Annotated in this window: 10 protein-coding genes; 5 read left to right on the forward strand and 5 right to left on the reverse strand. The window is 70.4% G+C overall.

The genetic code is table 11. The features are described 5' to 3' along the window. Nucleotides 1-2: 2 nt before the first annotated feature. The gene (locus tag AB0B97_RS26170) at nucleotides 3-350 is read right to left on the reverse strand and encodes a hypothetical protein (protein WP_357497251.1); all 348 of its coding nucleotides are present in this window, start codon (nucleotides 348-350) and stop codon (nucleotides 3-5) included. A gap of 170 nt (nucleotides 351-520) precedes the next feature. Here AB0B97_RS26170 and AB0B97_RS26175 point away from each other — a divergent pair, with 170 nt between their 5' ends. Next, complete coding sequence (locus tag AB0B97_RS26175) at nucleotides 521-1,162, forward strand: hypothetical protein (RefSeq protein WP_357497253.1); 642 nt, start codon at nucleotides 521-523, stop codon at nucleotides 1,160-1,162. A gap of 41 nt (nucleotides 1,163-1,203) precedes the next feature. Here AB0B97_RS26175 and AB0B97_RS26180 read toward each other — a convergent pair whose 3' ends face one another. Together AB0B97_RS26180 and AB0B97_RS26185 are read right to left on the reverse strand one after the other, a co-directional pair. Beyond that, nucleotides 1,204-1,551: a DUF6193 family natural product biosynthesis protein gene (locus AB0B97_RS26180; RefSeq protein WP_357497254.1), complete on the reverse strand. Its 348-nt coding sequence runs from the start codon at nucleotides 1,549-1,551 to the stop codon at nucleotides 1,204-1,206. 50 nt (nucleotides 1,552-1,601) lie between these two features. Next, entirely contained in the window at nucleotides 1,602-2,840 is a 1,239-nt protein-coding gene (locus tag AB0B97_RS26185; protein WP_357497256.1) for a hypothetical protein, read from the reverse strand. 219 nt (nucleotides 2,841-3,059) lie between these two features. On the opposite strand from AB0B97_RS26185, the gene AB0B97_RS26190 reads away from it, so the two are divergent. From AB0B97_RS26190 to AB0B97_RS26205, 4 genes are all read left to right on the forward strand, one after another. Then, complete coding sequence (locus AB0B97_RS26190) at nucleotides 3,060-6,524, forward strand: ThuA domain-containing protein (RefSeq protein ID WP_357497258.1); 3,465 nt, start codon at nucleotides 3,060-3,062, stop codon at nucleotides 6,522-6,524. A gap of 163 nt (nucleotides 6,525-6,687) precedes the next feature. Then, complete coding sequence (locus tag AB0B97_RS26195; RefSeq protein ID WP_357497260.1) at nucleotides 6,688-7,221, forward strand: DUF6817 domain-containing protein; 534 nt, start codon at nucleotides 6,688-6,690, stop codon at nucleotides 7,219-7,221. Continuing rightward, nucleotides 7,218-7,643, forward strand: a complete 426-nt coding sequence (coaD, locus tag AB0B97_RS26200) for a pantetheine-phosphate adenylyltransferase (RefSeq protein WP_357497262.1) — start codon at nucleotides 7,218-7,220, stop codon at nucleotides 7,641-7,643. Before AB0B97_RS26195 ends, coaD begins: the two co-directional genes overlap by 4 nt. 55 nt (nucleotides 7,644-7,698) lie before the next feature. Further along, nucleotides 7,699-8,454 carry a hypothetical protein gene (locus AB0B97_RS26205; RefSeq protein WP_357497264.1) on the forward strand — a complete coding sequence of 252 codons (756 nt, stop codon included), beginning with the start codon at nucleotides 7,699-7,701 and terminating at the stop codon, nucleotides 8,452-8,454. A 49-nt stretch (nucleotides 8,455-8,503) separates the two neighbouring features. Here the strand turns inward: AB0B97_RS26205 and AB0B97_RS26210 are convergent, their stop codons facing one another. Both AB0B97_RS26210 and AB0B97_RS26215 read right to left on the reverse strand, forming a co-directional pair. After that, nucleotides 8,504-11,506 carry a S8 family serine peptidase gene (locus tag AB0B97_RS26210; protein ID WP_357497266.1) on the reverse strand — a complete coding sequence of 1,001 codons (3,003 nt, stop codon included), beginning with the start codon at nucleotides 11,504-11,506 and terminating at the stop codon, nucleotides 8,504-8,506. Between the two features lie 359 nt (nucleotides 11,507-11,865). Continuing rightward, nucleotides 11,866-12,810, reverse strand: coding sequence for an acyltransferase domain-containing protein (locus AB0B97_RS26215; RefSeq protein WP_357497268.1), 945 nt, complete (start codon nucleotides 12,808-12,810; stop codon nucleotides 11,866-11,868). Between the last annotated feature and the right edge of the window lie 20 nt (nucleotides 12,811-12,830).

A 12,830-nucleotide genomic window follows, 5' to 3' on the forward strand; every position in this document is an offset into this window, starting at 1 on the left:
TGTCAGCTGGCCCGGTAGGTGAGGTAGCGGCCCTCTGTCCAGCTGTGGAAGTTGTTGAGTTCGGTTGCCGGACCGCTGCAGTCGGTGCTCTGGTAGCCGGGCACCGAACGGAAGCCACCGCTCCAGGTGAGCATCCAGGCCGCGTCGGCCGGGACCTGATGGCAGATGCCGTCGGGCGTGGCCAGCCTGCCGGCCACCTCGGTCGGGTAGCTCGAGTAGAAGACCAGGCCCTGGTCCGGGCTCTGGAACGGTTCGCCAGCCACCGCAGGCGACCCCGGCAGCGTCATGGCCGATGCGGCGATCAGGACGGCGGCGAGACTCGCGGTGGTCCGGCGGGCGGATGTGCGCATGGGTGGTCCTTTCGGGACGGTGGTCAGAGGGCGGACCGGACGTTGACTCGGTCCAGACTCAGACTGACATATATCGATGTCGTAATCCATCCGGGATACCCTGCGGCACGGATCGCAGCAGACACTCGCGCATGATCGTGTCGGTGAACCCGTGGCTACACTGCACGACCATGCTCTCCGCCGAGATCCTCGACCAGCTCGACGCCGCGGCCGAGGACTTCCGGTTCCCGGACCTGGGCCACGGCTACTACTACGCAGTCGACGCACGGCTGCACGCCTATCGCGACGCGCACCGGTGGGCGCTCATCGTGGAGGCGTTGGGATATTCGCCCAGGGCCGGCAACCTCATCGACGTCCTGCACGTCTTCGGCAACTGCCTCACCACGGGACAGCCGGGCTTTGGCAACGAAGACTTCCTCAGCCGGATCGACAACTGGGACGAGATCGAGGATGTCGACGAGCCCGAGATCTACTGCGGAAACCCGATCGAGGTACGAGGCCGGCGGATCGCCGTAGCAGCCGAGCCGGGTGAGGAACTCATCGACGTGTTTCGCCGGCTCGTCCCCGAACACCGGGAGCTGCTCCTGGCCGACGACGTCGAGCTGCGGCGGCGGATCCCGGCCGACCTCCCCGAGATCATGCGATTGGATCGATGGCATCACCCGGACCTTGTCCAGGACACCCTTCCCAGCGGCTCAACGACCTTCCGCCAGCTCGCCGACGTGCTGGCGACGGGAGACGTGAGTCGGTACGCGCCAGACCTGCCACCCAACACGCACTGGTCCCACTGGCCGGAGTCCGGGAACCTGTGACCCTCGCCGCGAGACGGTGCGGCTGCCGCGATGAGCGGCAATCAGTCCCTCGGGCCAGGGGACGTCGACCCCGGAAGGTTCGCGACGACGAGCTCGACGGCCTCCGCCGCTGTCGTGGCCTCACCGAGCAGCCGTCCATAGCCCGGGGTGTAGACCTGGTAGGGAGGGCCGCCACACACGATGAAGGGCAGGTCGTCGGTGCGGACAGCGGGGTACGGTGGCCGGGCGGTCCGGAAGAACTTCAGCGTTCCGTGCGTGGGAAGCGGGAAGAGCGTTCGCAACGTCGGGTGCTCGTAGGCGGCGGTGACGACCGGCTCGCCGGACCACCACCCCGGTGTGCCGTGCACGAGATCCCGCCACGTCTCGGCGGCTTCGCCGTTCTCCTCCATCGAGCCATCCTCCCACTGCCGGGCCAGGCTGAGCAGGACACCTGACGGGGTCAGTGCCGCTCTGGCTCGTTGATGACCGGAAAGGCCCGCCGCACCTCCGCCAGGAGCTCGTCCCGCCGCGCGGCGTACGTGCTGACCGCCGCCCACAGCGCCTCCAGTGCGGCCTGCAGCGGGTCCGACTCACCGGCGGCCATCAGTGCCGGAAGCGCCATCGGGACCGGGTCCACCGGGGCGTCGAGAACCGCGCCGAGCGAATCGGCCGGGCCGTGACCCGCCGGGCGCAGCGAGACGGTGGAGAACATGACGGGCGGCTCGCCCCGGATCCGTGTCCACAGTGCTGTGTGTTCGGTGAACTCGGCGGGTGGCGGCTCGCCCCGATCCAGGGCCGTCCACGCCGGTGTCATCCAGTCCAGGTCCGCGATGCCGGCGACGGTGAACGCCCGCCGTGCGGCCCAGATCGCGATCTGGCGCTGAATGCCGGCGCCGGCCGCCGCCACCCCGTCGACCAGGTCGCGGTCCAGCACGGCGATGCCGTGGACGTTGCCGCGCACCTGCCGGAGCCGATCACTTGGCGCACGACCGCCCCAGCGCCGCAGCTCATCCCGCCGTCGGTACTCCTGATCGCGGCGCTCCCGCTCCACCCGCCTGAGCATCTCGGCCTCGACCTGCTCCCACAGGGTCGGCGGGGGCGGCAACCCGGCCGCCCAGCCGTGCCAGTACGCGGCGGCCCGGCTGGTCTGGCGCACGATCGCGTCGGCGCGCGGCACGGCGGCTCGGGAACCCTCGCCCGTCGAGCCCTCCGGCCACAGGCACAGCAGGTAGCGGTCCGGCCGCTGATCCATGTACGTGTAATCGTCCTCGTCCAGTTCGTCGGGGTCGAACCCGCCGAACGGGTCCCGCCCCTCGTCCATGCCTGTGGCGCAGTACCGCACGCGGTAGACCGGCAGCCGGCCGGCGTCCTGCCCCTGGGGGGTCAGCGGCAACGGGGCGAGTGACCCGTCGCCCCAGGGGACCAGGTCGACCACCGGGGCCCTGGGCAGAAACGACGCCTCCACCACCTCCTCCCACTCCTGCACCGCGGCCGACGGCTCACCGTCGTACACCTCGACTCGGAAGTGGACCCGCCCGGTGTGCGTGCCGGTCATCAGGAACAGCGCGCCCGCCTGGCCGGCCCCGCAGAGGCCGTTCGCCTGCCCGGCGAACGCCCCGCTCATGTCCGGCAGCTCACGACTCGTCACGTAGATCTGCCCGTAGGCGACCGGCGCCGGGCCGTCGAAGAGAACGCGCATCGGCCGATCCTGCCATCGACCGGCGGACGCCCGCTGTCCCCTCGACCCGACGGCACGCGGGTGATCCGCCCGAGACCCGACCAGGGTTCGCGGGCGCGGCCACTACCGCAGGAAACCGCTTACCCGGCGGCTATTGACGGTCATCGTTGGCTCTCAGTACCGTGATGCGGGCAGCGAGAAAGCGCTTTCCGACCCTCACCGTCCGACAGGGAGCGCCCCATGCCCAAACACCTGCGCGCGATCTGCCTCGCCCTGCTCACCATCGCCACCGTGCTGAGCACCACCACCGCCCTGCCCGCCCAGGCCGCCCCGCGCTTCCGGGTGCTGGTCTTCTCGAAGATCACCAACTACTACCACGACTCGATCCCGGCCGGCGTCGCCGCGATCCAGCAGCTCGGCGCCACGCACAACTTCGACGTCGTCGCCACCACCGACGCGGCCGCCTTCACCGACGCCAACCTCGCCACCTTCGACGCACTGGTCTTCAACAACACCAACTCCACCCCCGCCTCGGGTGACCTGCTCAACGCCAGCCAGCGCGCGGCGTTGCAGACGTTCATCCGCAACGGCGGCGGCTGGGCCGGCCTGCACGCAGCCTCGGCAAGCGAACGCGACTGGCCGTGGTACGAGGGCCTGGTCGGCACCATCTTCGACCACCACCCCGACTTCTCGGCCACCGGCGGCACGTACCCGGGCCGGGTCAAGGTGCTGGACCGTGCCCACCCCTCCACCCGCAACCTGCCGGAGCTGTGGGAGCAGAGCGAGGAGTGGTACAACTGGCGGACCAACCCCACCGGCAACGTGCACACCCTCGCGCAGATCAAGGTGCGCGACGGGATCAGCGGCCTGGACGAGGGCGTCGACCACGCGTACTCCTGGTGTCAGCGCTACGACGGCGGCCGGTCCTGGTTCACCGCCGGCGGGCACGCCAGCTCCCGGTTCAGCGAGCCGGCGTTCCTGGAGCATCTGCGCTACGGCATCGAGTGGGCCGCCGGCGCGGTCGCCGGCGACTGCTCCGCCACCAGAACCGGAAACTTCGAGCGGGTGGGCCTGGTCACCGAGAACCTGGCCGACCCCTTCGAGCTGGCCGTCGCCCCGGACCGGAAGGTCTACTACATCCAGCGCACCGGCGCGCTCAAGGTGGTCAACTCGGACACTCTCCAGGTCACCACGCTGCTCGACTTCGCCTACACCTCGGCGATGACCGACCAGTCCGACGGGCTGCTCGGGATGACCCTGGACCGCAACTTCGCCAGCAACGGCTGGGTCTACCTGCTCTGGTCGGACAAGACCCTCAAACAGCTCAACCTGTCCCGGTTCACGGTGGCGAACAACAGCGTCGCGCTGTCCTCGGAGAAGCGGCTGCTGACCGTTCCGACATACCGCGGTGTGGGTCGCGCCAACTCACACATGGGCGGCTCGCTGGCCATGGACGCGGCCGGTCGCCTGTACGCCGCGATCGGTGACAACACCGACCCGTTCGCCTCCAGCGGTTACACCCCCATCGACGAGCAGGCCGGTCGGGCCGCCTGGGACGCGCAGGGCACCGCCGGCAACACCAACGACCTGCGCGGCAAGATCCTGCGCATCACCCCGCAGGCCGACGGTACGTACACCGTGCCGAGCGGCAACCTCTTCCCCGCCGGCACCGCGAAGACCCGGCCGGAGATCTACGCGATGGGCATGCGCAACCCGTTCCGGATCACCATCGAGCCGCAGACGAACGCGGTAATGGTCGGCGACTACGGCCCGGACGCCCGCGCCGCCGACCCCAACCGTGGTCCGGAGGGGACTGTCGAGTTCAACCGCATCACCGCCGCCGGCAACTACGGCTGGCCGTACTGCGTGGGCAACAACATCCCGTTCACCGACTACAACTTCGCCACCAGCACCTCCGGGGCGAAGTTCACCTGCGCCGCACCGACGAACAACTCCCCCAACAACACCGGTCTGACCGCCCTGCCGGCGGCGAAGCCAGCACTGGTCTGGTACGCGTACTCCGCCTCCAGTCAGTTCCCGGAGGTCGGCACCGGGGGCGGTGGCCCGATGAGCGGGCCGGTCTACGACTACGACCCGGCCAACACCCGCACCACGAAGTTCCCGGAGTACTTCGACGGCAAGTGGATCACCTACGAGTTCACCCGCAAGTGGTTCAAGACGCTCTCGATCCACCGGACCGCGCAGACCTTCACCAACTCGCGCTTCGGTCCCACCGCCGTCGGCGACCTTCAGTCGATCAACGGAATCTTCGACAACATGAGCTGGATCCAGCCCTTCGAGGCGGAGTTCGGCCCGGACGGCTCGCTCTACGTCATCGACTTCGGCGAGGGCACCGGCAGCGGTCGTGGCGGCAGCAACGCCGGCGCCGGCATCTACCGGATCGACTACGTGGCCAACGGCCGACCGCCGACCGCGAAGATCGCCGCCACCCCGGACAGCGGACGCGCGCCGCTCGCGGTCAGCTTCTCCTCGGCCGGTACGGCGGCCGGTGACGGCTCGGCGCTCAGCTACGCCTGGGACTTCACCAACGACGGCACCACCGACTCCACGGCCGCCAACCCGAGCTTCACCTACTCGGCGGCCGGCAAGTTCACCGCCCGGCTGACCGTACGCAACAGCGGCAACGGCCTGACCGCCAGCGCCGTCACCGACGTGGTGGTCGGCAACACCCGGCCCACGGTGACCATCACCGTGCCCGACGGCGGGTTCTTCGACTTCGGCGACAAGATCCCCTACACGGTGACGGTCACCGACCCGGAGGACGCCACCATCGACTGCGCCAAGGTGACAGTCCAGACCCAGCTCGGCCACGACACGCACGCCCACCCGCTGGACGTCTACACCGGCTGCTCGGGCCTGCTCGCCACCGAGGCGGACGCGGGTGACGGCCACGGGCCGGGGCAGAACCTCTACACAGTTGTCACCGCGCAGTACACCGACGGCGGCGCGGCCGGCGGCGTACCGGCGCTGACCGGCTCGACCCGGGCGCAGCTGCAACCCAAGAGCAAGGAGGCCGAGCACTTCAGCGCCCAGTCCGGTCTCACCGTGAACGACCGGACCACCGCCCGCGCCGGCAAGCGGCTCGGCGACGTCGACCACAACGACTGGGCATCGTACGGGCCGGTGGACCTGCGCAACGTCGGCTCGGTGACGCTCGGGGTGACCAACGGCGGCCTCGGCGGCGTCATCGAGCTGCGCACCGGCTCCCCCACCGGCACCCTGATCGGCTCGGCCACCATCGGCTCGACCGGCGGGTGGGACAACCTGGTCTCGCCGACCGTCACGCTCACCAACAAACCCGCCGGCACCACGGTCCTGTACGCCAAGTTCGTCAACGCCGCCCAGGTCGGCGGCACACCGGACCTGCTCTCGCTGGACTGGCTGCGGTTCAACGGGGCCGGCGTCAAACAGGAACCGGGCGGAACGCTGTCGCTCGCGGCCAACCCGGCCAGCGGCACCGCGCCGCTGACCACCACGCTGACCGCCACCGCGACGGCACCGTCGGGGCAGAGCATCACCGACTACGCGTGGGACTTCGGCGACAACAGCGCCGTCTCGCACGGCGCGACCCTGCGGTCGACGACTCACAGCTACCCGCGCAAGGGCACCTACACCGCCCGGGTGACGACCACCTACACCAGCGGGGAGACCCGCTCGATCAACCTGACCGTCACGGTCAGCTGATCACAGGTCGGTGGCGGACGGGCCACACCCCGTCCGCCACCGGCGAGACGGCCGCGCGGAGCCGCTGCCGGCAGAGATCGTGGCGACATCCACCCAGGCGCTGTGACATATTGCCCCCGTCCGGGGGCAGCGGGTTCCGGCAGTCGGTACCTACAGTCGGGCCATGAGCACCGACACCGCCGTGCGGGTCTGGCTCCGCGACCGGGGCGCTGAGCAGATCGCACATCCCGGCGGCAATCTGTACGCCCACCTCTGTCGCGTCAGCGAACGACTCGCCGCGCTCGGCTGCGACGGCGACGTACAGGTTGCGGGCCTCACCCACGCCGTCTACGGCACCGACGGGTTCGACCGCACCCTGCTCGACCGGGCCGACCGTGCGGTCCTGCGGGATCTGATCGGCGCGGACGCCGAGGAACTCGTCTATCTGTACGGCGCCTGCGACCGGAAACGCAGTTGGCCGGAGCTGGCCACGACCGGCCAGGTGTTCGACAGGTTCGTCGGTCAGGTGAGAACGACGGGTGGGGATCGACGTCGGTCGCTCATCGACCTGAGCATCGTCAACGAACTGGACGTCATCGAGCACGATCGCGCGGTGGCTGAGCGGCACGGCGCCTACTTCCGGGCGCTGTTCGCCTCCTGGGCTCCGGCGGCCTCCGCATCGGTCATTCACGACGCGCAGCGGGTCCTGGGGGCGTGACACCCGGGCGCGTACGCGTACGAGCCGTCTACCCCGGCACCTTCGATCCCTTCACCCCCGGGCATGTGAACGTGGTGAGCCGGGCACGCGAGCTCTTCGACGAAGTGGTCGTGCTCGTCGCGGTCAACAGCAGCAAGCGTCCGGGCACCGACGAGGTGCGGCGGGCGGCCGCCGTACGGGCCGTCCTGCCGGTCGAGTGGACGTCCGTCACCGTTGTGGCCTGGAACGGGTTGACCTCCACGTACTGCCACCGGCACGACGTGGGAGTGATCGTTCGAGGCGTGCGCAACACCACCGATCTCCGGTACGAGCACCAACTCGCCGCGATGAACCAGGCGCTGGGTGTTCCCACGGTGTTCCTGCCCGCGCAGCCCGAACTGGCCGCCGTCTCGTCGACAGCGGTGCGCGCGCTGGAGCGCTGACCGTTTCCGCCGGCTCGGCGCGGGGAACTGCTCGGGGTAGAGGTGAGGGGAAAAGATGAGCCGGTACGTACTGTCGCCGACCACCCGGGCGCTGATCCTGCCGTTGCTGGCCACCGTCGCGCTGGCCACCGCCTGCACGACGGGTGGGGACACGCCCGACGCGGCGTCGTCGACCGGGTCGTCGACGAGCGCGGTGGCCACCCCGAGCCCGACCGAACAAGCATCCGCGAGCGCCAGCGCGCCGACGACCATCCCCACGTCGGCGTTCGTCGAGCTGCCTGCCGAGCTGCGAAAGTCCCCCCGCCGCACGACGCCCGTCACCGAGGCCCTACCGACGCTGTGCGGCAACGAGTTCGGCACCGGGGGCCGACAGGTCACCGCGAGCGCGGCGATGACGGTGACCTACAAGAAGGCCGGCGAGGCCGACAGCAACACGCCGCAGGGCATGATCCACCAGACCATCTTCACCTTCGAGGGTGACGGCGCTTCGAACTACCTGCGACGCCTGCGCGACGCGGTGCAGGCGTGCCCCTCGTACGACCAGGGCGGCAACCCCGTCACGGTCACGAGCAAGGCGTTGCCCGGCGTCGGGGACGAGGCGTTGCTGGTGACCCGTACGTGGGACACGACGAGTCTGAGCGGCGAGCGTACCGGCGAGGGCGAATCCTCCGCCCAGATCGCCGTGGCCCGGGTCGACGGGGCGGTGACCGTGTTCCATGACCAGGGCTGGGAGGGCAGCAGCGGCAACCCGACCATCCTGGACCGGACCGTGCGCGACGGCGTGCAGGCCATCGACGCCTGGCAGCGCTGACGGAAGGTGGGGCGGCGCCCGACGGCACCGCCCCACGCTCCGTCAGGAACTACTGCCAGGCACTCTGCTGGGTGGAGACGAGATTGCCGGGGATGATCGTGCCGTTGGTGTTGTACTCGGTGTACGCCCAGAAGTCGCCCTCGGGCAGCGGCCCGTTGGGCTTCAACGTGAAGTTGACGCTCTGACCGCGCTCCGTCGTCGACGGCAGCGTGAGCGTGGCGGGCGAATACTTGGCGTTACGACCGATGATGGCGTGCCGCAGTTCGAAGTCGACGACCGGGCCACCGGGCACCTGCGCGAACACGTACGCGGTGTAGCGCCCCGGCTCGGGCAGGAACTTGTACGCCTGCTCCAAGCTGGTCCAGTACCTGTCACTGCTGTAGACCAGGGTGTCGCCCTTGTACAGGTACAGGTCGAGGTTGGTGTTCGGGTCTTCGGTGTTGGCTTCGACGATGATGCCCGCGGTGTTCGCCGGCACGGTGAAGTCGACAGCCTTCACGCCGGAGGCACGCGGGTCGAAGACGCCGCCGTAGACGCCGGCCGGCATCGAGTACGACTTGCGCAGCATCGGCGTGTAACCGGTGCTGCGACCGGCGAGCGGCCCGGTGAAGCCGGGCTGGACGAAGCCGAAGGAGCCGCTGGTCATCCGGCCGAACTCCTCGCCGTCGTCACCGTACGGCCGGGCGCTGATCCCCCACGGGCGGGCGGCGACCGGGATGCGGGCGCTGTGCCCCTTGCCCTTCCAGGTGATCGACCCGGTCACGTACCGGTCCCAGGGGGCGTTGCCCCGGCGCAGCGTGATGGTCACCGTCGCGGACTTGCCCGGCGCCAGCGTCACCGACGCCGGGGTGACGGTGACCTTCATGCCGGGCAGGCCGGACACCGACGACCGGTAGGTCTCCCGCGCCTTGCCCACGTTGGTCAGCGTGCGCGTGACGGTCACCGGGTGGGTGCCGTCGTACTCGCGCAGGGAGATGGCCGGCAGGTTGAGTTCCTTGCCGTCGGGCTGGGCCGTCTGGCTGAAGGCGACCAGCTCCGCGGCGGTCGGCTCGATGACCAGGCCCGGGTCGGTGGCCCGGTTCAGGTTGATGAAGCCGCTGCCCTGGTCCAGCGGGCTGGTGGTGCCGACGGTGTCGGTCGCGGTGGTCCGCAGCGCCGAGGCGACCCGGCCCGGCGTCCAGTCCGGGTGGGTGGCACGCAGGACCGCCGCCGCGCCGGCCACGTACGGCGACGCCATCGAGGTGCCCGAGTACGCGTCGAAGTCCCGCCCGAAGTTGCCCGCCGGTGAGACGGCGGCGATGATGTCCGACCCCGGGGCGACCAGGTCCGGCTTGAAGACGCCGAAGGTCACCTTGTCGGGGCCGGTGGAGGAGAAGTCCGCGACGCTGGGGACGCCCGGAACGCTGGAGCCGTCACCGCCGGTGCGCAGGGACACCGTCGCGTCGGTGGGGTGCCGCATCAGGTAGTTGAACAGCGTGCCGGCCTGCTTTTCGGTCGGCAGGTACACCACCGGGAAGTTGTAGATCGAGTTGACCCGGTAGTTGCCGACCGGGTCGAACAGCACCATCGCTGCCCCGCCCTTGGTCTTGACCTCGGCGGCGGAGGCGAACGTGTCGGACAGCGCGCAGGCGACGACCTTGCCCTTGATCTTGGCCGCGTCCAGGCTGCCCGGTTCGCAGTAGACGGCGCCCAGCTCCGGCGATCCGGCCTGGTCGCCGAAGACCATCGCCCGCGCGGCGCCACCGGGCAGCGCGTCCAGCGAGCCGCCGACGAGCTTCGTGCCGTCGCCCAGCTTGAGCGTCGCCTCGTCGAGGTTGGTCACCGCCGCGCCGACAGTGGTCACCCAGGGCGCCGCGTTGCTGATGGCGCCGCTCACGATGCCGGTGTTTCCGGCCGACGCCGCCACGAAGACCCCGGACAGGGTGGCGTTGAGGAAGGCGACACCGATGGGGGTGTTGGCCTCCCAGTCGCCGAGCTGCGAGCCGATCGAGAAGTTCAGGACCTGCACGCCGTCGGCGACGGCCGCGTCGATGCCGGCGATGATGTCGGCGTCGAAGCCCATCCCGGCCCAGAGCACCTTGTAGACGGCGATCTGTGCGTCCGGCGCCATGCCGGAGATCGGGCCGAAGCGCCGACCGTCGATGGTGACGTCCGAGATCGGCAGACCGGCGGCAGTCGAGGCGGTGTGCGTGCCGTGCCCCTCCATGTCGCGGGGAGAGAGCAGCTCACCCTCGGGCACCGAGCCGCCGCCCGCGAGCCACGTGTCGGCGAAGTACCGGGCACCCACGATCTTGCCGTTGCAGTGCTCGGCCACGAAGGCCACGCCGGTCTGGCACGTGCCGTGCCAGGTCGGGGGTGCGGGCATCTTCTTGGCGAACGAGGCGCTCTCCGGCCAGATGCCGGTGTCCAGGACGCCGATCACCGTGCCCGCGCCGGTCGCGGGACCGGGCTTGACCGGCTTGGTGGTGGTGCGCTCGGCCGCGGACCGCTCGGCCCCACCCGGGGTGGCGGCGGTCGGGGTGGCGGCCGTCGTGGTGGTCGCGAGTGGCGACGTCGATCGGGTGCCGAGCGCGCGTGCGGCGGTGACGGCGCGAACGCGCTTGTCCGCCCGCAACGCGGTCGCCTGCTGAGCGGTCAGCTTCGCCGAGAAGCCGTTGAAGGCGGCGGTGTAGGCCGCCTTGACCTGGACACCGGCCGCGGCCGCGACGGCGGCCAGCTGCGTGTCGAGGTGCCGGCGGTACGCCTGCGACGGCGCGGACGTCACGTCCAGCCGGCCACCCGGCGTCGGGCGGGTTCGCGCCAGCCCCGAGGTCCCACCGACGTACGTGGTCAGCGGGGCCTCGGCCAGCTCGACGATGTAGACGCCGGAGCCGGACGCGTCCACGGCGGCCTTCGGGCTGGTCTCACTGTTGCCGGGGCGACGGTCCGCCCCGTCGGTCAGGGTGGTGCGCCGGTCGGATCCGGTGGAGAAGTAACCCGGCCCGCTGCTGGCTGGCCGGCCCCCCGGGGCCGCCGACGCCGATCCCGCTACACCGGTTGTGCCGGTGATCATCGCGACGACCAGCGTCGGTATCGCCAGCCTTCGCAGCCTGTTCCCGCTCGTGCGTGAAGACACGAGACTCCTTTCCATCGCTCCCTTGTGGAGCTGCCTCATCGATCGCGACCCGCTCATGGGAGCGCTCCCCCACCTAAGCCCGCGACGGTTAATCGACGGTTTGCTCGGTGTTACGGATCGCTGGTGCACATAAGATCACGATGCGTCAGCCGTGCCTAGATCATGTTTCCGGTCGCAGGTCACGCCTGCTGCGGCCCGAACCACACCACGGCGATGACACCCGTGATGACGATCGCGGACAGCACAACGTGGCGCACCAGAAGCACCCACGGCACCAGCCGGAACGACCGGCCCGTTCAGATCGCGAAGCGGCCCTGACGCCACTGCCAGTGACGGCCGGCCGTCAGGTGGTCGACGATCGCCCGTTGCAGGGCGGTGCGGCGCGGCAGTTGGTCGAGCGGCGTGCTCAGGGTGCGGAACACGAAGCGCCGCACCTCGACGTCGGCGTCCAGTCCTTCGGGCTCCTCGTAGGGCTCCAGCTCGAATCGTCGCTGGAAGCGGACGATGTTGGAATCCTCGGGAAGGTAGTCCCGCAGCTGCGGGTCGAGCAGCCACGAGCCGCAGGAGAACGCCGTGTAACGCTCGTCGGGAAAGTGGCGCGGGAAGAAGGCGCGGGCCTCGTCGAGCGACGCCGAGACCGCTTGCGGGGTCAGCGGCCCCGAGTCGGGGATGTGCAGGCCGATGGCGCCGTCACCACGGTGGTGCTGCAAACGGCCCAGCTCGTAGACGGCGCCACGCACGTGCAGCGTCAACCAGCTCTGCATGACTGGCCACCCCTCGCGGCGCATCCGCCGGTCGACGGCGAGGTTGCGACCCAGGTCCGCGAGGGTCGCCCAGGATACGGCGTCGGGAACCCCGTGGTCGCGGTGGTAGTCCCGAACGACACCGACGAGGGCGAGGTACGCGTACACGTAGAGGTGTTGCCACGCCGGGCCCCGTTCGCGCGGCAGCTCCGGGCCCGGCGGCAGCCAGACGTAGCCGCCGAGATCGGCGCGGACCAGGGCGATCGAGCGGTCCAGGAGCCAGCGCAGCTCCGGAGTCCACAGTGGCGAGTCGGGGTCGGGCCAGCCGGCCATGATCTCGGCGGCGTCGTCCGGGCGGACCGCGAGCCGGTCGAGCATCGCGAGCGCGTCGGCCTTGGCGGGCAGCGGGGCCGACGGCCGGTCGCCGGCGAGGCGGTGCACACGCTCGACCGCCTCGACGGGCACTCCGAGCCGGGCGGCGGTGTCGTCCACGTCCACCGGCCGACTCTACCGCCGGC

Origin of the sequence: Micromonospora sp. NPDC049004 (assembly GCF_040649315.1) — a bacterium.
In the GTDB taxonomy this organism is placed as follows: domain Bacteria; phylum Actinomycetota; class Actinomycetes; order Mycobacteriales; family Micromonosporaceae; genus Micromonospora.

Excerpts from the sequence above, each read along its gene's own strand:
- AB0B97_RS26170 (WP_357497251.1), bottom strand. The coding sequence starts at position 350 with ATGCGCACATCCGCCCGCCGGACCACCGCGAGTCTCGCCGCCGTCCTG.
- AB0B97_RS26205 (WP_357497264.1), top strand. The coding sequence starts at position 7,699 with ATGAGCCGGTACGTACTGTCGCCGACCACCCGGGCGCTGATCCTGCCG.
- AB0B97_RS26180 (WP_357497254.1), bottom strand. The coding sequence starts at position 1,551 with ATGGAGGAGAACGGCGAAGCCGCCGAGACGTGGCGGGATCTCGTGCAC.
- AB0B97_RS26195 (WP_357497260.1), top strand. The coding sequence starts at position 6,688 with ATGAGCACCGACACCGCCGTGCGGGTCTGGCTCCGCGACCGGGGCGCT.
- AB0B97_RS26210 (WP_357497266.1), bottom strand. The coding sequence starts at position 11,506 with ATGATCACCGGCACAACCGGTGTAGCGGGATCGGCGTCGGCGGCCCCG.
- AB0B97_RS26190 (WP_357497258.1), top strand. The coding sequence starts at position 3,060 with ATGCCCAAACACCTGCGCGCGATCTGCCTCGCCCTGCTCACCATCGCC.
- AB0B97_RS26185 (WP_357497256.1), bottom strand. The coding sequence starts at position 2,840 with ATGCGCGTTCTCTTCGACGGCCCGGCGCCGGTCGCCTACGGGCAGATC.
- AB0B97_RS26175 (WP_357497253.1), top strand. The coding sequence starts at position 521 with ATGCTCTCCGCCGAGATCCTCGACCAGCTCGACGCCGCGGCCGAGGAC.